This is a genomic window from Halomonas huangheensis (assembly GCF_001431725.1).
Classification (GTDB): domain Bacteria; phylum Pseudomonadota; class Gammaproteobacteria; order Pseudomonadales; family Halomonadaceae; genus Halomonas; species Halomonas huangheensis.
The window spans coordinates 2,146,843-2,167,924 of record NZ_CP013106.1; the positions used below are offsets into that span (position 1 = coordinate 2,146,843).

At 57.5% G+C, this 21,082-nt stretch carries 17 protein-coding genes; 14 read left to right on the forward strand and 3 right to left on the reverse strand.

Features of this window, described 5'->3' with window-relative positions; genetic code table 11:
• Positions 1–128: 128 nt before the first annotated feature.
• The 7 genes from tig (at position 129) to AR456_RS09500 (ending at position 9,907) form a co-directional block, all read left to right on the forward strand.
• Complete coding sequence (gene tig, locus AR456_RS09470) at positions 129–1,475, forward strand: trigger factor (protein ID WP_021817652.1); 1,347 nt, start codon at positions 129–131, stop codon at positions 1,473–1,475.
• Positions 1,476–1,546: 71 nt separating this feature from the next.
• The gene (gene clpP / locus AR456_RS09475; protein ID WP_021817651.1) at positions 1,547–2,167 is read left to right on the forward strand and encodes an ATP-dependent Clp endopeptidase proteolytic subunit ClpP; all 621 of its coding nucleotides are present in this window, start codon (positions 1,547–1,549) and stop codon (positions 2,165–2,167) included.
• 79 nt (positions 2,168–2,246) lie between these two features.
• On the forward strand, positions 2,247–3,533 hold the full coding sequence (gene clpX, locus AR456_RS09480) for an ATP-dependent Clp protease ATP-binding subunit ClpX (RefSeq protein WP_021817650.1): 1,287 nt from the start codon (positions 2,247–2,249) through the stop codon (positions 3,531–3,533).
• Positions 3,534–3,707: 174 nt separating this feature from the next.
• Positions 3,708–6,116 (forward strand): endopeptidase La, encoded by a 2,409-nt coding sequence (lon, locus tag AR456_RS09485; protein WP_021817649.1) that lies wholly within the window; start codon positions 3,708–3,710, stop codon positions 6,114–6,116.
• A 177-nt stretch (positions 6,117–6,293) separates the two neighbouring features.
• Entirely contained in the window at positions 6,294–6,566 is a 273-nt protein-coding gene (hupB, locus tag AR456_RS09490; RefSeq protein ID WP_021817648.1) for a nucleoid-associated protein HU-beta, read from the forward strand.
• A 242-nt stretch (positions 6,567–6,808) separates the two neighbouring features.
• Positions 6,809–8,632, forward strand: coding sequence for a SurA N-terminal domain-containing protein (locus AR456_RS09495; RefSeq protein WP_021817647.1), 1,824 nt, complete (start codon positions 6,809–6,811; stop codon positions 8,630–8,632).
• A gap of 255 nt (positions 8,633–8,887) precedes the next feature.
• Positions 8,888–9,907 carry a CobW family GTP-binding protein gene (locus AR456_RS09500; protein ID WP_021817646.1) on the forward strand — a complete coding sequence of 340 codons (1,020 nt, stop codon included), beginning with the start codon at positions 8,888–8,890 and terminating at the stop codon, positions 9,905–9,907.
• A gap of 22 nt (positions 9,908–9,929) precedes the next feature.
• Here the strand turns inward: AR456_RS09500 and AR456_RS09505 are convergent, their stop codons facing one another.
• Positions 9,930–10,700: a UDP-2,3-diacylglucosamine diphosphatase gene (locus AR456_RS09505; RefSeq protein ID WP_021817645.1), complete on the reverse strand. Its 771-nt coding sequence runs from the start codon at positions 10,698–10,700 to the stop codon at positions 9,930–9,932.
• A gap of 80 nt (positions 10,701–10,780) precedes the next feature.
• The gene (locus AR456_RS09510; protein WP_021817644.1) at positions 10,781–11,281 is read right to left on the reverse strand and encodes a peptidylprolyl isomerase; all 501 of its coding nucleotides are present in this window, start codon (positions 11,279–11,281) and stop codon (positions 10,781–10,783) included.
• 223 nt (positions 11,282–11,504) lie between these two features.
• Between AR456_RS09510 and AR456_RS09515 the strand changes: the two genes are divergently transcribed.
• The gene (locus tag AR456_RS09515) at positions 11,505–13,184 is read left to right on the forward strand and encodes a glutamine--tRNA ligase/YqeY domain fusion protein (RefSeq protein WP_021817643.1); all 1,680 of its coding nucleotides are present in this window, start codon (positions 11,505–11,507) and stop codon (positions 13,182–13,184) included.
• Between the two features lies 1 nt (position 13,185).
• Entirely contained in the window at positions 13,186–14,589 is a 1,404-nt protein-coding gene (gene cysS / locus AR456_RS09520) for a cysteine--tRNA ligase (RefSeq protein ID WP_021817642.1), read from the forward strand.
• Here the strand turns inward: cysS and AR456_RS09525 are convergent.
• Positions 14,574–15,641 carry a DUF1853 family protein gene (locus tag AR456_RS09525; RefSeq protein ID WP_021817641.1) on the reverse strand — a complete coding sequence of 356 codons (1,068 nt, stop codon included), beginning with the start codon at positions 15,639–15,641 and terminating at the stop codon, positions 14,574–14,576. The two genes, cysS and AR456_RS09525, sit on opposite strands and share 16 nt — an antisense overlap.
• A 120-nt stretch (positions 15,642–15,761) precedes the next feature.
• Here AR456_RS09525 and osmF point away from each other — a divergent pair, with 120 nt between their 5' ends.
• The 5 genes from osmF to AR456_RS09550 all read left to right on the forward strand — a co-directional run bounded on the left by osmF (position 15,762) and on the right by AR456_RS09550 (position 21,081).
• A complete protein-coding gene (osmF, locus tag AR456_RS09530) occupies positions 15,762–16,637 on the forward strand; it encodes a glycine betaine ABC transporter substrate-binding protein OsmF (protein ID WP_051995694.1) in 876 nt (291 codons plus the stop codon).
• Between the two features lie 15 nt (positions 16,638–16,652).
• A complete protein-coding gene (locus tag AR456_RS09535) occupies positions 16,653–17,903 on the forward strand; it encodes an ABC transporter permease (RefSeq protein WP_081694574.1) in 1,251 nt (416 codons plus the stop codon).
• Positions 17,900–18,844 (forward strand): ABC transporter ATP-binding protein, encoded by a 945-nt coding sequence (locus tag AR456_RS09540; RefSeq protein ID WP_021817638.1) that lies wholly within the window; start codon positions 17,900–17,902, stop codon positions 18,842–18,844. The genes AR456_RS09535 and AR456_RS09540 overlap by 4 nt, the downstream gene beginning before the upstream one ends.
• Positions 18,837–19,571 (forward strand): ABC transporter permease, encoded by a 735-nt coding sequence (locus AR456_RS09545; RefSeq protein WP_021817637.1) that lies wholly within the window; start codon positions 18,837–18,839, stop codon positions 19,569–19,571. Before AR456_RS09540 ends, AR456_RS09545 begins: the two co-directional genes overlap by 8 nt.
• A gap of 295 nt (positions 19,572–19,866) precedes the next feature.
• A complete protein-coding gene (locus AR456_RS09550) occupies positions 19,867–21,081 on the forward strand; it encodes a thiamine pyrophosphate-dependent dehydrogenase E1 component subunit alpha (RefSeq protein ID WP_021817636.1) in 1,215 nt (404 codons plus the stop codon).
• Position 21,082: the final 1 nt, after the last annotated feature.

The following is a 21,082-nucleotide window of genomic DNA, read 5'->3' on the forward strand; positions in this document are numbered from 1 at the left end:
TTGTAATATTCAATCGTGCCCCCATGTTCCGCGGTATGGCGCTTGCCAGTGCCCCGCAGGATTCTTAAAATCACCCTTTTGGTGTTTTCACGTCTTTCCAGTACGCCCTAGTCGGTAGAGGATTATTCATGCAAGTTTCCGTCGATACGACCTCCCAGATCGAACGCCGCATCAATGTACAAGTGCCGGCCGCCGAGATCGATGAGGCCGTAGCCACCCGGCTCCAGGAAGCCGCCAAAAACGTCCGTCTCGACGGCTTCCGCAAGGGCAGGGTGCCTATGTCGGTGGTTCGTCAGCGTTACGGTAGCGAAGTGCGCAATGAGGTTGTTGGCGAGGTGATGCGTGAGCGCTACGTGCGTGCCATCACTGATGAAGCCCTCAATCCTGCCGGCTACCCGCAGATCGAGGCAACCGTCAACGAAGCGGGCAAGGACCTGGAGTTCACCGCGATTCTGGAGATCTACCCAGAGGTGGAGCTGGCTTCCATTGAAGGCACTGAAGTCGAGCGTCCTGTGACTGAAATCGGCGATGCCGATGTCGAGGAAATGATCGAGACACTGCGCAAGCAGAATGCTTCCTGGCAGGAAGTCGAGCGTGCCGCTGAAGATGGTGATCAGGTCAACATCGATTTCCAGGGGTTCCTGGGCGATGAGCCGTTTGAAGGTGGCAGTGCCGAAGGTCACGATCTGGTGCTGGGCTCCAACAGCTTTATCCCCGGTTTCGAGGAACAGCTGATTGGCGCTTCTGCCGGTGATGACAAGGAAATCAAGGTTACCTTCCCTGAGGACTACCAGGCCGAGCAGCTTGCTGGTCAAGAAGCGACTTTCAAGGTCAAGGTCCATGCGATCAAGGGCCAGCAGTTGCCTGAAATCGACGAGGACTTCATCAGCAAGTTCGGCGTTGAAGCTGGCGATGTTGACGCTTTCCGTGCAGAAATTCGCAAGAACATGACTCGTGAAGCTGCTCAGGCCGTTGAGAATCGCGTCAAGCAGCAGGTGCTCGAGGCGTTGAAAAATGCCAATGACATCCCGGTTCCGCAAGCGCTGATTCAGCAGGAAACCGATGGCCTCAAGCGTCAGGCGGCTCAGCAGTTTGGTCTTGGCGAGGACTTCGACGTCAGCCAATTGCCCAACGAGCTGTTCGCTGAGCAGGCCCGTAGCCGCGTGCAGGTTGGCCTGTTGCTGGCTGAAGTCATCAAGTCCAACGAGTTGGACGCCAGTGATGACGAGATCAAGGCGCGTGTTGAGCAACTCGCTGAGCAGTATCAGCAGCCTGAGCAGGTTGTTGAGTATTATATGAGTAACGAGCAGATGAAGACCCAGGTCAAATCTGCGCTGCTCGAAGAAAAGGCGGTAGAGAAGCTGCTCGAGCAGGCTACCGTCAAGGACGTGGAAATGTCCTATCAGGACGCACTGGCTGCTGCGCAGCAGCAGTCGGGTGATGAGGCCGAAGAGGAAGATGGCGACGAAGCCTGATCTGACTCAGGGCTGGTCGAGTGACCAGCCCCTTGTTTCTTCCCCACTCACCGCAAGCAAGGACATCTCCCATGAGCAATGAATTCGATATTCGCGCCGCAGGTGGTCTGGTGCCCATGGTGGTCGAGCAGAGCGCCCGCGGCGAGCGCGCCTATGACATCTACTCCAGGTTGCTGAAGGAACGTGTCATCTTCCTCGTTGGCCCGGTGGAAGATTACATGGCGAATCTGCTGGTGGCGCAGCTGCTGTTTCTTGAGTCCGAGAACCCGGATAAAGATATCCACCTCTATATCAACTCCCCCGGTGGTGCGGTGACTGCTGGCATGGCGATCTATGACACCATGCAGTTCATCAAACCTGATGTCTCGACACTGTGTATCGGTCAGGCTGCCAGCATGGGAGCCTTGTTGTTGGCAGGGGGCGCGGCAGGCAAGCGTTACTGTGTGCCCAACTCGCGGATGATGATTCACCAGCCCCTCGGCGGCTACCAGGGGCAGGCAAGTGATATCGAGATTCACACCCGTGAAATCCTCGGTATCCGCGAGAAGCTCAATCATATTCTGGCTCAGCATACTGGTCAGGATATCGAGACCATCGCTCGAGATACCGATCGTGACAACTTCATGAGCGGTGCTCAGGCGGCGGAATATGGCTTGATCGATGCGGTGCTGGATAAGCGTCCGGCATCCTGATAGCGTGGTATATCCCACGCGATGATTACCGATTACCCGGTGGCCCCTCAGGGGCCACCGCTGCCAGAGAGGTACGCGAATGGCCGACGGCAAAGGCAAGGACGATAATGGCAAGCTGCTGTATTGCTCGTTCTGTGGCAAGAACCAGAACGAAGTACGCAAGCTGATTGCCGGTCCGTCCGTATATATCTGCGACGAGTGTGTCGACCTGTGCAATGACATCATTCGCGAGGAAGTTCTCGATGCCGATGCCGAGAGCGATGAGGAGCGTCTGCCTGTTCCGCGCGAGATTCGGCACACCCTGGATGATTATGTGATCGGTCAGGACCGCGCCAAGATGGTGCTGTCCGTTGCGGTCTACAATCACTACAAGCGCCTGCGTCACAGTAGCAAGGACGATGTCGAACTCGGCAAGTCCAATATTCTGCTGATTGGCCCGACGGGTAGCGGTAAAACGCTGCTGGCCGAAACATTGGCGCGCTTGCTCAATGTTCCCTTCACCATTGCTGATGCCACCACGCTGACTGAAGCGGGTTATGTCGGTGAGGATGTCGAGAACATCATCCAGAAGTTGCTGCAGAAGTGTGACTATGATGTCGACAAGGCCGAGCGAGGCATCGTCTACATCGATGAGATCGACAAGATCTCGCGCAAGTCAGACAATCCCTCGATTACCCGGGATGTTTCCGGTGAGGGTGTGCAGCAGGCACTGCTGAAGCTGATCGAAGGGACCACCGCTTCGGTTCCGCCTCAGGGTGGTCGCAAGCATCCGCAGCAGGAGTTCCTGCAGGTCGACACCGGCAATATCCTGTTCATCGTCGGTGGCGCTTTCGCCGGGCTGGACAAGGTGATCCGTGATCGTGCCGAGAAAGGTGGTATTGGCTTCAATGCTGAGGTCAAGACCAAGGATGAGACACGGGGCGTTGGCGAGCTGTTGCTCGACGTCGAACCGGAAGACCTCGTCAAGTTTGGTCTGATCCCGGAGTTTGTTGGCCGCTTGCCGGTAATTGCCACTCTTACTGAGCTGAGTGAAGAGGCTCTGATCCAGATACTGGTCGAGCCGCGCAACTCGCTGATCAAGCAGTACTCCCTCCTGTTCGACATGGAAGGAGTGGAGTTGGACTTCCGCGAGGATGCACTGCGTGCGGTGGCTCAGAAGGCCATGAAACGCAAGACAGGGGCTCGTGGTCTGCGCTCGATTCTCGAGTCGGTGCTGCTCGATACCATGTACGAGATTCCCTCGCTGGAGGGCGTGTCGAAAGTGGTAATTGATGCTTCTGTGATTGCTGGTGAAAGCGAACCATTGCTGATCTACTCTCAGCAGGAAGCGGAAGAGCAGCCGCGCGTCGACGGTACCGACGGTTGATTGATTCGCTCTTTGTCTGCGACGTCGATGGGGGCCGCTCATGCGGCCCCCTCGTTTTCTGGAACAGATAGTTTTCCAGGTCGGATAGCCAAAGAGCGGCCTTCGCCCTTGTAATGCCTTGGGAATGGCCCCATTCCTGAGGGATTCATCCGCTATGTTTGAGGAACGTCTGCGATGCAGCAGAACGCCGAAAAGACCTTGAGTCTGCCCCTTTTGCCACTACGCGATGTGGTGGTCTACCCGCAGATGGTTATCCCGCTGTTCGTCGGGCGAGAGAAGTCGATCCAGGCGCTGGAAGCGGCTATGGCAGCCGACAAGCGGGTGCTGCTGGTCGCTCAGCGTGAGGCGAGCAAGGACGATCCCGACAACGAGGACCTTTTCGCAATCGGCACCGTGGCTGAGATCATGCAATTGCTCAAGCTGCCCGATGGTACCGTCAAGGTGCTTATCGAAGGTGAATCGCGTGCCGATATTCAACGTATTGATATCGTTGAGGAAGGTTATAGCCTTGCTGAAGTCGTGCTGCGGGATAGCGAGCCACTCAGTGAGCGCGAACAGGAATCTCTGGTTCGTGTGCTGCTCAATCAGTTCGAGCAGTACGTCAAGATGTCGAAGAAGGTACCCAACGAGGTGCTGAATTCGCTATCCGGTATCGAGGACCCGAGTCGTTTGGTGGACACCATCTGTGCCCATCTATCGCTGCGTATTGGTGACAAGCAGGAATTGCTCGAGATGGATCGCGTGCGCGATCGTGTCGAGCACCTGATGGCGTTGATCGAAGCCGAGATTGATCTGCTGCAGGTAGAAAAGCGCATTCGCTCCAGGGTCAAGGACCAGATGGAGAAGTCTCAGCGCGAGTACTACCTCAATGAGCAGATGAAGGCCATCCAGAAAGAAATGGGTGAGCTGGAAAATGTGCCCAACGAGGCCGACAAGTACGAGCAGGCGATCAACGAATCAGGAATGCCGAAAGAGGCTGCCGACAAGGCAAATCAGGAGCTCGGCAAGTTGCGCATGATGTCACCGTCCTCAGCCGAGGCAACGGTGGTGCGCTCCTATCTGGATTGGCTGGTATCGGTACCCTGGAAGAAGCGCACCCGGGTCAAGCATGATCTGGTACATGCCCAGCAGGTCCTCGACGAGGACCACTATGGGCTGGATGAGGTCAAGGAACGTATTCTTGAGTATCTTGCCGTGCACAAGCGCGTCAAGAAGCTCAAGGGGCCGGTACTGTGCCTGGTTGGGCCTCCGGGCGTCGGCAAGACTTCTCTGGGTAAGTCGATTGCACGTGCTACCAATCGTAAGTATGTGCGTCTGGCGCTGGGTGGAGTGCGCGACGAGTCCGAAATCCGCGGACATCGTCGTACCTATATCGGCTCGTTGCCTGGTAAGCCGGTTCAGCGTATGGCCAAGGCCGGTGTCAAGAACCCGTTGTTCCTGCTTGATGAGGTCGACAAGGTCGGCATGGATCATCGCGGCGACCCCGCTTCGGCGTTGCTGGAGGTGCTTGATCCAGAGCAGAACAATGCGTTCAGTGACCACTACCTGGAATTGGACTACGATCTATCGGAAACGCTGTTTATCTGTACCGCCAACTCGATGAACATCCCGGGGCCGCTGCTGGACCGGATGGAAGTCATTCGGCTGCCTGGCTATACCGAAGATGAGAAGCTGGCGATTGCCACTCGCTATCTGGTCCCCAAGCAGTTGAAGGCCAATGGTTTCAAGGACGATGAGCTACATTTCGGCGAAGATGCCCTGTTGGAGCTGATCCGTTACTACTCCCGTGAGGCGGGCGTGCGTGAACTCGAGCGCCAGATCGCCAAGGTCTGCCGTAAGGTGCTGCGTGAGCGCCTCGAGAAGGAGGGTAAGGAAGGCGCCCTGGCACCTCAGTCGTTGGCGGCTGAGGATATCGAGTCATACGCTGGAGTGCGTCGCTACAGCTATGGTCTGGCCGATCAGCAGGATCAGGTAGGTCGCGTAACAGGCCTGGCCTGGACTTCTGTGGGTGGCGAGCTGCTCAATATCGAGTCAGTGGTGACTCCAGGCAAGGGGCGTATCAACAAGACCGGTTCGCTGGGCGATGTGATGAAAGAGTCGGTCAGTGCGGCTCAGACCGTGGTTCGTGCGCGTGCAGAGGCGTTTGGTGTTGATCCTGAGCGCTTCGAGAAGGAAGATCTGCACATTCATGTTCCCGAAGGTGCAACACCGAAAGATGGTCCCAGCGCAGGCGTTGCCATGGTGACGGCTATGGTGTCTGCTTATACTGGTCGTGCTGTGCGCTGTGATGTGGCCATGACCGGCGAGGTTAACCTGCGTGGTGAAGTCATGCCGATCGGTGGCCTGAAGGAGAAATTGCTGGCTGCCAGGCGCGGTGGTATAAAGACAGTGTTGATTCCGGAAGAGAACCGAAGGGATCTCAAGGAAGTTCCGGAAAATATCAAGGACGCATTGAATATTTGTCCTGTTCGCTGGATTGATGAGGTTCTCGAAGTGGCATTGTCGGAAAGGGCTGACGCAAAATCAGATGATTCATTAGCCTCCGATTCCACGTCGTCTCATTCAATGGTCAGCACACACTAGTGACTTTTTCGTCATGATGTCGGTCGGAAAAAGCCGTTATCATGCGGATTGGCAAGGAAGGTTGCTTGACAGGTCTTTTGCTGCATTGCTATAAACTACCGCCATGCAGCGATCCTACCTGTCGGCAGGAATAATCGCCGTTTTGTATCAATATCCGTAACAGTCAAGGGGTGAAGTGTGAACAAGTCCGAGCTGATCGATGCCATTGCCGCGTCTGCCGATATTCCGAAAGCCGCCGCTTCTCGTGCACTGGACGCTATGGTTCAGTCTGTCACTGACAGCTTGAAGAGTGGTGACAGCGTTTCTCTGGTCGGTTTCGGTACCTTCTCTGTCAAGGAGCGTGCCGCGCGTACCGGCCGTAACCCGCAGACTGGTAAGCCGATTGAAATCAAGGCTGCCAAGGTGCCCAGCTTCAAGGCCGGTAAGGCCCTGAAGGATTCCGTCAACTAAGGACTCTGTCCCGGTTGGCTTGAGCGGTCTTGTGCAGAATTGAGACCGGTCTCTAAAAGGCGCATCGCTTGAGCGGTGCGCCTTTTTTCGATAGTTGACCTTTCCAGGGATCGTTGATCTTTCTGGGGATAGTTGACCTTCGCAAGGATAGTTGACCTTGGTAAGTCGGCCATGGTCGCAGTAACTGGCCTATCGCGTATAATGTGGCGCGACCCGAATCAAACCCTTTCGCAGAGGCGTGCATGCTGCAGAGTATTCGCGAGCGGTCCCAGAGCTGGATCGCCAAGGTAATTGTTGGAGCCGTGATCGTGGCGCTGGCGCTGTTCGGCGTCGAGTCCCTGATCGGCCTGTTTACAAACTCCGGCGACGATGCGGCCAAGGTCAATGGACAGTCGATCAGCCGCCAGCAGGTCGAGCGTTCAGTGCAGCGGGCGATCCGCAGTGGCCAGGTTCCGCCAGAGCAGGAGCGCGCCTTGCGTGGTCAGGTTCTGGACCAGATGATCGTCCAACAGCTGATGACCAGCTATGCCGAGGACGGTGGCCTGGCGCTATCAGAAGGTCAGTCGGATCAATTGATCGTCAATTTGCCTCAGTTCCACAATGATGAAGGTAAATTCGACAGCGATCTGTATAAGCAGCGCCTGCAGCAGATGGGCTATACGCCGCTGTCATTCCGTGAGCAACTACGTCTGGATGTTCTCCATCAGCAAGTCCAGCAGGGACTGGCCGCCAGTGATTTCACGCTGGAAGGCGAGCAGCAGCGTATGCTGGCGTTGCAGAGCCAGTCGCGTACCTTTCGCTATCACACGCTGACGGCGGATGACCTTCAGGCGCCAGTGGAAGTCAGTGAGTCGGAGGAGTCTGCCTACTACGCGGAGCACCAACAGGAGTTTCAGCGTCCGGAGCAGGTCCAGCTCAACTACGTGGTATTGGATCGCGCTGAACTGGTGGACTCCGTGGAAGTGAGCGAGGATGAGCTGCGTACCGCCTGGGAGCAGCAGCAGGCAGAGGCTCCGCGGACAGTGTCACATGTCATGGTGGCCTTCGGTGGGGATCGCAGTCACGAACAGGCCATGGCTGTCATGGATGAGGTGAAGCAGCGCCTTGCCGATGGTGACAGCTTCGCCGACCTCGCGAAGGAATATTCCGATGATAGTGGTACCGCTGACAACGGTGGTGACCTTGGTGAACTGGTTCGTGGTGCTCTCGGAGAACAGGCATTCGACGATGCGGCCTTTGCTCTCGGTGAGGGTGAGGTTTCCGACGTAGTCGAGACCGATAGTGCACTGCACTTGATCAAGGTGACTTCCATCGAGAGTCAGCCGTTTGACGAAGTGCGTGATCAGCTGCGTCAGCAGGTCGCGGCTAGCCAGGTAGACGGCGCATTCAACGACAAGGCGCAGCGGCTGATCGACGAGAGCTATGCCGCGGACGATCTCGCCAGCGTTGCTGAAGATCTGGGGCTTGAGTTGCAGCAGAGTGATTGGGTCAGTCGTGATGGCCAGGAAGGCGTGCTCGCTGAGCCGGGCGTGATGGATGCTGCCTTCGGCTCTGAAGTGCTCGACGATGGCTATAACAGCGAGGTCATTGACCTTGATGATGACCGTCGACTGGTGTTGCGTGTCGCTGATCATCGTGAAGCCACAACCTTGCCGCTGGAACAGGTCAAGGAACAGGTTCAGGCATCGGTGCGCAGCGACAAGACTCGCAAGGCGCTGTTGGCATTGGCCGAAGAGCGCATTGAACAGCTCAAGGCCGACTCAGCCCCTGAGATGGACTGGCAGCGCGCCGACAAGGCTATGCGCCAACGATCCAATCTATCTGCAGCGGTACTGAACACAGCGTTCCGCCTGCCGCATCCTGAAACCGATTCCGTGGTTTATGGCCGTGCGGTAGATGGTGACGAGGTGACCCTGGTCGCACTTGAGAACGTTGGGCAGGGCGAGGTGACGGAGCAGATGAAGGAGCAATTCTCCAACATCGGCCTGGATGTTCGTCGTCGCAGCGCAGTGCAAGGCTGGGTTGAGTATCTGCAGGACACCGGTGATATCGAGCGACTGCAGTAGTCTGCTTGTTCAGCAGTACAGCAGCAGAAAAAGGGACGCCAGATGGCGTCCCTTTTTTTGTTGTCAGGCGCCAGCGAGGTAGTTTGCACTGCAGATCGTTGTCCGTTTGTGGTCATGACTTTTATACCGTTATCTTGAGGTGTGCGCTCATGCACATTGCAAATTCGGTGGGAGTCATCTGTTTCATCATGTGGTTCGTCGGCGCTGATGTGCGAGGACTGGTATGCTGGTGTCTTGTGTTCGAGGAGGGTTCTGGTGCAGCCGATTCCATGTCATATCGTCAGCGGGTTTCTAGGCAGCGGCAAGACGACCCTGATTCGCCATCTGATTCGTCACAAGCCTCATGATGAGCGGTGGGCGGTACTGGTCAATGAGTTTGGCGAGGCAGGCATCGACCAGGCCATGCTGCCGGAGTCGGACGACCTGGTAGTGCGCACGCTGCCGGGGGGCTGCCTATGTTGCCAGCTTGCCGTGACACTCAAGGCGACCCTGGTGCAACTGATCCGTCGGCACCGACCTGAGCGGTTGTTGATCGAGCCTTCCGGGTTAGGCCATCCAGCAGGGTTGGTTGAGGTGTTACAGGATGAAGACCTGGCGCCGGTGATCGATTTACGCCCTATGATTGCAATGTTGGATCCCCGAAAACTGGATGATGCACGTTATACCGGGCACCAGACCTTTCGTGACCAACTGGCCATGGCCGATGCTGTAGTGATCAGCAAGCCGGACCTGGCGACAGCGGCACAGATAGACAAGGCTGAGCAATGGGTAGCGACGCGCTGGCCACCTCTGCAGTGGGTGGAGAAGGTCTGTCAGGGAGAGCTATCGATTGGCCGCCTACTGGCGTCTTCCTCACGTGTCCGCGAAGCGCATGCGCGTGCCAGCGATCATCCGTTGCCGAGCGATGGCGGCAATGATCAAGTGACGCTTGAGCTGGATATGGCGGTAACGCCGGGGGAGGGAGAAGTCGCGGTTCAGCAACGTAGCGCGTTGGGATACCGCACTCTCAGTCTGCGCTGGCACCCACGACAGTGCTTTGTACTTGGGCAGCTGTTGGCAAGGCTCGAAGAGCTGCCGGGGGAGTACCGCATCAAGGCGGTGATTCATGCCGGCGAAGGTTGGCGGATCGTCAATAATGCAGACGACAGCTTGCATTGCGATACCACCGCGTGGCGCAGAGACTCACGACTGGAGATTATCTGGCCAGAGCACTCCACGCTGGATACCGAGGAACTGGTCGTGAAGTGCCAGGCATGTCGAGTAGAAAACGATTAACGCATGGCGTTGATCAAAGGGCTTAGTCGCTCAACTCGGTGAAGGAAAATTTTCTGAGCTCGAACTGGTTGGCATCGGCACGGATTTCCCAACCATGTTCTCGGGACCAGTCGCCGAGCACTACGCGCTTGCCCTGGTCATCGGCCAACGACAGCTCGTGGACTGCCGGACGATGGGTGTGGCCATGGATCAAAGTGGTCACCTGATGGTCCTGCATCACACGTATCACCTCGTCTGGGGTGACATCCATGATGTCCTCGGCCTTGTTGCTGTTGGCCTCGCCGGATTGCTCTCGCATGCGCTGGGCAAGCGCCAGTCGCTCTGGGATAGGCAGGGCCAGCACTCCGGCTTGCCATTCAGGATTGCGCGCCTGGGCGCGAAATGCCATGTAGGCTTCATCGCGGGTGCATAGACTATCGCCATGCATCAAGAGCACCGGTTGCCCAGCCAGTTCAATGACACAGGATTCCGGTAGCAGTTCTGCACCGGCGGCAGCGGCGAACTGTTCGCCGAGCAGGAAATCACGGTTGCCATGCATCAGGTAAATTCGGCAACCACGCTCGCTGGCGCCTCGCAAGCGGGACGCCACCATATTGGCGAGAGCAGCATGCCCGGTAGGGTCCTGGTCGCCCAATGCCATCAGGTCATCACCAATCCAGGCATCGAAGAAGTCACCAAGGATGTACAGTGTTACCGGAGTCTGAGTGTTGCGCTCCAGCCAGGCGAGAAAGCCTTCGGTGATCTCGGGGGCGGCCGGGTGCAGATGCAGGTCGGAAATCAGCAGCGTGGTCATGAACTAGCTCATCTGGCGGGGAGGCTGAGGTGCACGCCCGCAGGACGGGCGTGCGGCGGCAGAAATCAGGTTGCCGGTGATCAGGCGTCTTCCTTGACCCATGCACGCTCGATGATCACATCGTCGGCAGGGACGTCGGCATGCATGCCGCGGCGAGTCGTGGGAACTTGCTTGATACGCTCGACGACGTCCATACCATCCACGACGCGACCGAAGACACAATAGCCCCAACCCTGCATGTTCTTGCCGGTGTGGTTGAGAAAGTCGTTGTCGGCGACGTTGATGAAGAACTGCGCGGTAGCGGAGTTCGGGTCCTGAGTACGGGCCATGGCGAGGGTGCCGACGGTGTTCTTCAGGCCGTTGTCAGCTTCGTTCTCGATCGGAGCACGGGTTGGCTTCTGCTCGAAGTTGGTGTCGAAGCCGCCGCCCTGGACCATGAAGCCACTGATTACGCGGTGAAAGAGGGTGCCATCATAGAAGCCCTCACGAACGTACTGCTCGAAATTGGCCGCTGTCTGCGGTGCTTCTTCATGGTTGAGCTCAATGCTGATATCACCAAAATTGGTTTGCAGAATGATCATTGACGGTTCCTGGTCGATGATTGCAGCGGTTCCCTGAAATGGATTCAACGATTTTCGGGAACTGTGCTGACAAGATGACTGGCACGGCTTGGCGCCGCACCGGGGCGTGACGCTATAATAGCGGTTTTGCTTCCTGGCGCGAAGCCGGGACAATTAGAGAAGCTGCGACCAGAAAGCTGTTCTGGCTTCCACTCCGACCATCACCAGAGGTTGTTCCATCAACATGACCACCGAGAGCACTAGCGCGCCGAATTTCATTCGCAACCAGATTCGCGAGGAAATCGAGGCCGGACGGTCGCAAAAGATCGTGACGCGATTCCCTCCCGAGCCCAACGGTTTTCTACACATCGGGCATGCCAAGTCGATCTGTCTCAACTTCGGGCTCGCGCAACAATTCGGTGGTGACTGTCATCTGCGTTTTGACGATACCAACCCGGCGAAGGAAGAGCAGGCTTACATCGATGCGATCAAGGAAGATGTGCACTGGCTGGGGTTTGAGTGGGCTGGTGAGGTACGCCATGCCTCTGATTACTTCGACCAGCTCTACGCCTGGGCACAGCACCTGATCCGTGAGGGCAAGGCTTATGTCGATGATCTGTCGCCCGATGAAATGCGTGAGTATCGCGGCACCCTGACCGAACCAGGACGACCAAGCCCGTGGCGGGAGCGCAGTGTCGAGGAGAACCTCGATCTGCTTGAGCGCATGCGTGTCGGTGAGTTTGCTGAAGGTGAGAAGGTGCTGCGGGCGAAGATCGATATGGCGTCGCCGAACATCAATATGCGTGACCCGATCCTCTATCGTATTCGCCATGCGACCCATCATCAGACCGGCGACAAGTGGAAGATCTACCCGTCCTACGACTTCACCCATGGTCAGTCGGATGCTATCGAAGGCATCTCACACTCGGTCTGCACCCTGGAGTTCGAGGATCATCGCCCGTTGTATGAGTGGTTCCTGAACAACTTGCCGGTGCCGACCAAGCCGCGTCAGATCGAGTTCGCGCGTCTTAACCTCAACTACACGCTGACCTCCAAGCGCAAGCTCAAGCTATTGGTGGATCAAGGGATCGTGGATGGTTGGGATGATCCGCGCATGCCGACCATTTCCGGGATGCGTCGCCGTGGCTACACCGCGGCCTCGATTCGTCGCTTCTGCGAGATGATCGGTGTGACTCGCGCCGACGGTGGTCTGGTCGATATTGCCATGCTGACTCATGCCATTCGCTCTGACCTCGAGGAAAATGCACCGCGCGCCATGTGTGTGATCAACCCACTCAAGGTGGTGTTGACCAATGTCGCCGAGGATCACGAAGAGGTTTACGAGGTGCCGGGCCATCCCGGGCGTGAAGATATGCCGGTCCGCAAGGTGCCGTTCAATCGTGAGTTGTGGATCGATCGCGATGATTTCATGGAAGAGCCGCCGAAGAAGTTCTTCCGTCTTGCCCCCGGCAAGGAAGTACGCCTGCGCAACAGCTATGTGATTCGCTGTGATGAGGTGGTCAAGGATGCTGAGGGTGAGATCGTCGAACTGCATTGCAGCGTGGATTTCGACACCCTCGGAAAGAACCCGGAAGGTCGCAAGGTCAAGGGTGTCATTCACTGGGTCAGCGCCATCCATGGCGTGCCGGTTGAGGTTCGCCTGTATGACAACCTGTTCATGGTCGAGCAACCGGACAAGGACAAGGATACCGACTTCCTCGAGCACCTGAATCCCGAGTCACTGGTAACGGTACAGGCAATGGCCGAGCCGAGTCTCGCCGGCGCAGGGCCGGAAGATCGTTACCAATTCGAGCGCGTGGGCTACTTCTGCGCCGATCGTCACGCGAGTCGTCCTGGACAGTTGGTGTTCAACCGCACCGTGGGGCTCAAGGACAGTTGGGCAAAGATCCAGAAGAAGGGCTGATATGCAGATCTACAACACCCTGACCCGTACCCGGCAAGCGTTCAATCCCATTGAGCCAGGCAAGGTGCGCATGTATGTCTGCGGTATGACCGTTTACGACTACTGCCACCTGGGTCACGCCCGGGTAATGGTGGCGTTTGACGTCATTACTCGCTACTTGCGTCACCGCGGCTTCGAGGTCACCTATGTGCGCAATATCACCGACATCGACGACAAGATCCTGCGTCGAGCGGAGGAGAATGGTGAGAGCATCGGCGAGCTGACTGCGCGCATGATCGACGCCATGCACGAGGATGAGCAGCGCTTGTTCGTGCTGCGGCCCGATCAGGAGCCGCGTGCCACCGCGCATATCGACGAGATTGTCGCCATGATCAGTACGCTGATCGACAAGGGATATGCCTACGCTGCGGACAATGGTGATGTCTATTATCGAGTGCGCAAGTTCGACGGCTACGGCAAGCTCAACAACCGTGACCTCGACGATATGCGTGCCGGGGCACGTATCGACATCGATGAGCATAAGGAAGATCCGCTGGACTTCGTGCTGTGGAAGGCCGCAAAGCCTGGTGAAGCCAGTTGGACATCTCCCTGGAGTGAAGGACGCCCAGGCTGGCATATCGAGTGTTCGGCGATGTCGACCTGCTGCCTTGGTGAGACTTTTGATATCCATGGTGGTGGGCCGGATCTGACCTTCCCGCACCACGAGAACGAGATCGCTCAGAGCGAAGCAGCCACCGGCAAGCCCTACGTCAATACCTGGATGCATGCCGGTGCCGTGCGTGTCGACAGTGAGAAGATGTCAAAATCGTTGGGCAACTTCTTTACCATCCGTGAAGTGCTCGAACATCATGATCCGGAAGTGGTGCGTTATCTGCTGGTTGCCAGCCATTACCGTAGCCCGATCAACTATGCTCCGGCATCGTTGAGTGAGGCACGCAAGTCGCTGGAGCGGTTCTATACCGCACTGGATGGCATTGAGGTCGATGACAGTGACACGATTGAAGTCGGGCCTGGCGATTACGCGGCACGCTTTACGGCGGTGATGGATGATGATTTCAACACACCAGAAGCGTTGTCGGTGATGTTCGATCTGGCTCGCGAGCTCAATCGTGCGCGTCAGGACAACCCCGAGCAGGCGCCAGTGCTTGCGCGCGAGCTCAAGCGTCTTGGCTCGGTGCTGGGATTGTTGCAGCAATCGCCAGCGGCGTTTCTCAAGGGAGCTTCTGGTAACCTTGCGCTTGGCGAAGATGAGATCGAAGCTCGTATCGTGGCTCGTGCCGAGGCCAAGAAAGCACGTGATTTCGCGGAAGCTGATCGCATTCGCGATGAGCTGGCAGCCATGGGAATTGTTCTCAAGGATTCCCGCGAAGGAACCACCTGGGTGGTGGATCACAGCGTAAGCTGATGCCCTGGGTCACAGGATGTGGCGGGAGGTAATGGTATCTGCCTCGGCCAATCATCGCTGACCACAAAGATGCGCCGTCCGACCTGTTCGGGCGGCGCATTGTCGTTTGCAGGGTGTGGAAGGGGACTGGCGGCAAACTCCAGCGGATCTCGACACAGCATCAACTGAACCGGCGTTGCCCAGGTGGCGAAGTGGGCTGCAAGAGTGCGACTCAGTGTGCGCTGCGATTGCCAATGGTCAGGACGTGGCGGTGCCAGCCAGTGGGGGCGGGTCAGGCAACTGCCGAACTGCAGTGTCGGATGTTCACTACACAGCTTTGACCAGTCTCGCCAGTGGCACCACAGGCCCTGAAGAGCGCCAGGCGCGGTGATTGCGGGCAAAGGGAGGGAAGGGGCGTGCCAGGGGCGAAATAACACCCCAGGCATGGCCAGTTGAGGTTGTGGTGGCTGGGGTGGCTGCTGTATGCCCAGCTCCGTGAACCGCTCTGTCAGGGCGAGTCGAGCGGCTGGAGAAAACATCAATGGTAATTGGTGCCGACTGAGATGGCTGACCTTGAGCGCAAGGCTATCCAGGCCGCCTGGACCAATCCAGCGTGCGGCACTGTCTGGCTGCTGTGGCCCTTGTGGAATTCCGAGGTAGAACTTGACGGCGACTTCAAGGTGTCGAAGGTCACTGTCGTGAGCGCGATAGATTAGATCCAGTTCGCCCAGGGTTCGTCGCTCTACGCGGACTGGAATGTTATGCGCCAGCAATTCGGTGTTGGGTGAAGTGTGCAACAGGAATTGCCACAGATGCTCGTGATAAGGACCAAGTCGACGTGAACTGTTGTTGCCCAGCCAATCCTCCAATGGTTGTGGGTGGCTATCCAATTGTTGCAGGAAGGTCTCAAGCGCACCGCTGCTCTCGAAACCCAACGTTGCAAGATCTGGTCGACCCGGCCAGCGCGTCTGCACGAGGTCGGGTGCCGCCATCAACCATGCCAGATCGCGAACCAATGGGTGCTTCAAGGTTTTTCCCAGCGGATTGATCAGAATGTCCGGTTGCAATGGCATGGCGTTTTTCCTGCGTTTGAAGGCTATCTGCATCCACCGGATATAGGCCGTATACTCCAGCATACACACACAAGGAATCGGGTGATAAAAATGAACCGTCCACTCGCATTGCTGACGGGAATGGTCCTGCCGGTCATGATGGCATCCGCCCAGGCTGCGGACCCGGTAGTGGTCTCGTCGAAAATCGATACTGAAGGCTCGGTGCTTGGCCAGATCATTCTGCAGAGCCTGGTGGATGCTGGTATCGAGGTGGAGGAGCGTCTTCAACTAGGCGGAACCAGTATCGTTCGCTCCGCGCTGATCAACGGCGAAATCGACATATACCCGGAGTACACCGGCAACGGTGCCTTCTTCCATGATATGGCTGATAGTCCAGTCTGGCATGATGCGAAACAGGCTTATGCCACGGTCCAGGAGAAGGACGCTGAGCAGGACCTGGTGTGGTTGACCCCCGCGTCGGCCAACAACACCTATGCCATCAGTCTGCGCGGTGACGTTGCCCGTGACAATCAACTGACAACACTCGACGACGTTGCTGGCTATATCAATGATGGTGGCGCATTCAAGCTGGCGGGCAGCACCGAATTCGTGGAGTCGGCATTTGCCTTGCCGGCTTTTGAGGAAGCCTATGGCTTCGATCTCGAGGATGATCAGTTACTGGTGCTTTCCGGAGGCAACACCGCTGCGACCATGCGCGCGGCAGCGCAACAGACCAGTGGCGTAAATGCCGCGATGACCTACGGCACTGATGGTGGACTCCAGGCATTGGATCTGGTCGTGATGGAGGATACCCGTGGCGTGCAACCGGTCTATCAGCCGGCCCCAGTGGTGCGTCGTGAGGTTCTCGAGGCCTATCCCGAGATCGCGGACACACTGGCTCCGGTATTCGAGTCTCTCGACCTGGAAACTCTACAGCGGCTCAATGGGGATGTGGCGGTCAACGGATATGATCCTGCTCAGGTGGCCGCCGACTACCTGGCCACACTCGACGACTGAGCGATAGACGTTCGCATGGAAAGCCAACGTAGTTACCCCGTATTGGTAACCCTGATGGGGTTGGCACTGATCGCCTGGTGGTGGTTGCCCAGTGTTGGTGTCGCCCCCAACCGCATTGTTTCCGGAACCCCCTTTACGGCATCACAGGTGGCGGGCTGGCCCATGGCCATGCTTGCCGGCCTGCCGTTGCTCCTGACCGTCTGGGGCGCGATGCGCATGGATCACCAGCGGCTTGCCTGGCTGCTTGGGTTGGTAGTGCTGTGTTTGGTCGGCTGGCCGCTGTGGCTGCTGTTGGCGGCGGTGCAGCTTGTTGATCCCCAGTTGCCCCAGGCGCGTCTGGCGATAGGGTCCGGGATGTGGCTGGCACTGTTCCTGCTGTTGCTGGCGCTGATTGAACTGCGTACCCGGATGCAATTGTCGGCATGGCGAAGTTGGGCGCTGTTTCTACTGCCGGTGTTGGTGCTTGCCGCCTGTATTCCGGCGGGGCTCGATCGGCTGGCGTTGTGGCAGGAATTCGTCGGGCGTCGTCAGGATTTTTTCACCGCGATTGGTGTGCATCTGCTGCTGGTGATTGCGACAGTGGCGTTGAGCCTGATTGTCGGGGTTGCTACCGCATTGATGGTCCGGCGGGTTCCTCAACTGCAACGTGCTGTTATCGCCACCCTTAATTTCCTGCAGACGATTCCCAGCCTGGCATTGTTTGGTTTGCTGCTGGGTCCCCTTGCCTGGTTATCCAATCGTTATGACTGGCTTGATGCGTTGGGCGTCAGCGGCATCGGTTGGGCTCCGGCATTGCTGGCATTGGTGGCCTATAGCTTGTTGCCGATAGTGCGGAATACCCTGGTGGCACTCGACGGCGTCGATGAGGGAGTAATTGAATCCGCGCGAGGAATGGGAATGAGTCGTCGGCAAGTTTTTCTCCAGGTGCGTCTGCCGCTGGCGGTGCCGGTAATACTTGAAGGTATTCGTATCACCACTGTGCAGGCGATTGGCCTTACCGCTGTTGCGGCCTTGATCGGTGCCGGTGGGCTGGGCAGGTTTGTGTTTCAAGGGTTGGGGCAGGCAGCGATGGACCTGGTGCTGCTGGGGGCCTTGCCGATCGTGATCATGGCAGTGGCTGCCGATGCACTATTGGCTGGAGTAACGAGAAAACTGCAACCAGAGCTTCAACCAGAAATACAAACAGAAATACAACCTCAGCCAGAACTGAAAACCCAGTCACAGACACAGCTGAAACCAGAACGACAGCCGGAGAGCGGTGAATGATCGAGTTGATTGGGGTATCGAAACGCTTTGGCGAGAGCACGGCTGTGGATGAGATTTCGCTGAAGGTGGAGAGTGGTGAATTCTGTTGTCTGGTGGGCACATCCGGCTGCGGAAAATCGACCACCTTGCGCATGATCAACCGGCTTATCGAACACAGTGGCGGCGAGATTCATATCGATCAACAGCCGATTCGGACCTTCCGAGAGGAAGTGCTGCGACGTCGGATCGGCTATGCCATTCAGAGCACAGGGCTGTTTCCGCACTGGACGGTGGCGCGCAATATCGGTCTGGTGCCACGTTTGCTCAAGTGGTCTCAGGCGGCCATCGATGCGCGTGTCGAGGAACTGATGGTGCTGCTGAGGCTGGATATGGACGAGTTCGCCGGAAAATACCCTCATCAATTATCTGGTGGTCAGGCGCAGCGTGTTGGTGTTGCACGAGCGCTGGCCGCGGACCCGGACATTCTGCTGATGGATGAGCCTTTCGGTGCGCTGGATCCGATCACTCGCGAGAACCTGCAACTCGAGTTGCGAGATCTTCAAGCTCGCCTGAACAAGACCATCGTTTTTGTGACCCATGATATGGACGAGGCGTTACGTCTCGCCGATCACCTGGTGGTCATGCACGAGGGGCGTATTGTGCAGCAGGGACATCCGCTGGAATTGCTGCGTGAGCCAGCTGACGATTTCGTGACTTCGCTGCTCGGCGGTGAAGATCGCGGTCTCAAGGAAGCGTCATTGTTGTTGGTCAGTGAGCGGATGACGCCACTCGGGGTTGGTGGCGTGGCTCGTGACCGTATTGTCCAGACGGCGTCGTTGCGCGATGCGTTGTCGATGATGTTATGGCGTCGAGTGGAGAGACTTGCGGTAGTGGATGATGAGGATATTCCCATCGGCGAGTTGAGTTTTCGGCGGTTGGTGGGAGCGCGTGGACATGAGTGAGCGTCACGCCACCGGTTGGATTGCGCCACTTTGTTGGGCGCTGTTGTTGGTCGCGGGCTGTTTACTGATGCGTTTCCTTGAGGTTCCTCTGCGCATCATAGAGCCGGATAGCCGTGTGGTGGTTTTCGAACGCGTTGACCTGCTTGTATTGCTGGGCCGGCACTTGCTGGTGGTGATGGTGGCAGCCTTGCTTTCGGTGGTGATCGGGGTTGGCGCTGCGATTGCTGTCACTCGTGAGCGCGGCCGGGAATTCCTGCCATTGGTGGCTCAGGTGGCTTCCATGGGGCAGACCTTTCCACCGGTTGCTGTACTCGCTTTGGCAGTACCGGTACTGGGATTCGGTACCGTACCGATTATTGTCGCCTTGATGCTTTACGGCTTGCTGCCCATTGTGCGCAACACCCTCGCCGGTATCGAGGGTATCGATCCGGCAGTAAGGGAAGCTGCCCGTGGCATGGGAATGACAGCGCGGCAGATTCTGTGGCAGGTAGAGCTGCCGTTGGCAAGCCCCGTGATCGTCGCGGGTATTCGTACTTCGGTCACCATCAACATTGCGACAGCCGCATTGGGAGCGACGGTTGGCGCGAGCAACCTGGGGGAGCCGATCATCGCCGGTATTGTCAACGGCAACACCGCTTACATCGTCCAGGGCGCAGTATTGATCGCCTTGCTGGCGCTGGCTGTCGACAGCCTGTTTGCGAGGCTATCTCCTCGGCAGGTGGGGTAACGAGCTGCTTCAGCAGCTCGAGCTGTAAGCTGTAAGCCACAAGAGGAAAGAGGTCAGCGATAAGAGGTAAGTAACCCCGAATCCCCGAAGGATTTTGTCTGTGCTCTATGGGGCGGCGCTGGATAGCTAGCCGCTCGAAGCTCGTTGCCTATCTGCGACTAAAGTTGTGGCTGTGCATGTATTCCGTTTACGTTAACGTCAATCTTGTGCGTGCCCCTTCCAGGGCAATCCCCTGGCGAGGTGGGGGAATAACGACAACACTGCCCTCACAAGGGGTAGGGATAGGATCATAGCCATGACCACGACCGCACGGACTCACCAACCGGAGTTTCTGTCCGGTGACGAATTCAGCATTCCCACCTACGGTGTGCTGGCGCAGGATGGCAGCCTCTATGAAGGGGCTGACGAACCAGACCTGGACAAGGCCAAAGCACTGCGCATCTATCATTCGATGATTGTCACCCGGGTGCTTGACGAGCGCATGCTGGCGGCTCAGCGGCAGGGGCGCCTGAGCTTCTATATGCAATGCACTGGGGAGGAAGCCGCCGTGATCGGCAGCGCCGCGGCGCTGGATGATGACGATATGATCATGGCGCAGTATCGCGAGCAGGGTGCACTGGCGTATCGCGGGTTCACCTTCGACGAGTTCATGAACCAGTTGTTCGGCAACGAGATGGACTACGGCAAGGGCCGTCAGATGCCGATCCACTATGGCTCGCGCAAGCTCCATTACATGACCATTTCCTCGCCGCTGGCGACCCAGATCCCCCAGGCAACGGGCTATGCCTATGGCCAGAAACTGGCAGGAGAAGGGTTGTGCACCATCGTCTATTTCGGCGAGGGAGCGGCATCGGAAGGGGACTTCCACGCCGCCCTGAACATGGCTGCGGTGCACGAGGCTCCAGTGATCTTCTTCTGCCGTAACAATGGCTATGCGATTTCGACGCCTTCAGTGGAGCAGTTCGCCGCAGATGGTGTCGCACCGCGTGCCTTCGGTTATCGCATGCATGTGATCCGGGTGGACGGCAACGATATCCTCGCGGTGTATCGCGCCACCCAGCGAGCGAGAGAGCTGGCCGTCAAGGATAACAAGCCGGTATTGATCGAGGCCATGACGTATCGCCTTGCGGCGCACTCCTCATCGGATGACCCCTCCGGCTATCGCTCACGCAAGGAAGAAGAGGTCTGGCGTGACAAGGACCCGATTCGTCGCATGCGAAGCTGGTTGGAACACAAGGGATGGTGGGACGATGATCAGGAAAAATCGCTCCAGGAGCGGTTGCGCGCTGAGGTGCTGGAAACCATGAAACGTGCCGAGAAGCGTCCTCCTCCGCCTCTCGATAGCCTGGTGACGGATGTTTACGCCGATGTCACTCCGGCATTGCAGCGTCAGTTGGACCAGCTCAAGTGGCATATCCGCCGTCACCCCGAGGCGTATCCGCGAGGAGCTCGGTCGCTGGACCCGGTATTGGCTTCAGCCGATAACACCGATGACCAGGGAGGGGAGTGAC

Bases quoted from the DNA above. Each gene is read 5' to 3' on its own strand.
- tig (WP_021817652.1), top strand. From the start codon at position 129: ATGCAAGTTTCCGTCGATACGACCTCCCAGATCGAACGCCGCATCAAT.
- clpP (WP_021817651.1), top strand. From the start codon at position 1,547: ATGAGCAATGAATTCGATATTCGCGCCGCAGGTGGTCTGGTGCCCATG.
- clpX (WP_021817650.1), top strand. From the start codon at position 2,247: ATGGCCGACGGCAAAGGCAAGGACGATAATGGCAAGCTGCTGTATTGC.
- lon (WP_021817649.1), top strand. From the start codon at position 3,708: ATGCAGCAGAACGCCGAAAAGACCTTGAGTCTGCCCCTTTTGCCACTA.
- AR456_RS09495 (WP_021817647.1), top strand. From the start codon at position 6,809: ATGCTGCAGAGTATTCGCGAGCGGTCCCAGAGCTGGATCGCCAAGGTA.
- AR456_RS09505 (WP_021817645.1), bottom strand. From the start codon at position 10,700: ATGACCACGCTGCTGATTTCCGACCTGCATCTGCACCCGGCCGCCCCC.
- AR456_RS09510 (WP_021817644.1), bottom strand. From the start codon at position 11,281: ATGATCATTCTGCAAACCAATTTTGGTGATATCAGCATTGAGCTCAAC.
- AR456_RS09515 (WP_021817643.1), top strand. From the start codon at position 11,505: ATGACCACCGAGAGCACTAGCGCGCCGAATTTCATTCGCAACCAGATT.
- cysS (WP_021817642.1), top strand. From the start codon at position 13,186: ATGCAGATCTACAACACCCTGACCCGTACCCGGCAAGCGTTCAATCCC.
- AR456_RS09525 (WP_021817641.1), bottom strand. From the start codon at position 15,641: ATGCCATTGCAACCGGACATTCTGATCAATCCGCTGGGAAAAACCTTG.
- osmF (WP_051995694.1), top strand. From the start codon at position 15,762: ATGGTCCTGCCGGTCATGATGGCATCCGCCCAGGCTGCGGACCCGGTA.
- AR456_RS09535 (WP_081694574.1), top strand. From the start codon at position 16,653: ATGGAAAGCCAACGTAGTTACCCCGTATTGGTAACCCTGATGGGGTTG.
- AR456_RS09540 (WP_021817638.1), top strand. From the start codon at position 17,900: ATGATCGAGTTGATTGGGGTATCGAAACGCTTTGGCGAGAGCACGGCT.
- AR456_RS09545 (WP_021817637.1), top strand. From the start codon at position 18,837: ATGAGTGAGCGTCACGCCACCGGTTGGATTGCGCCACTTTGTTGGGCG.
- AR456_RS09550 (WP_021817636.1), top strand. From the start codon at position 19,867: ATGACCACGACCGCACGGACTCACCAACCGGAGTTTCTGTCCGGTGAC.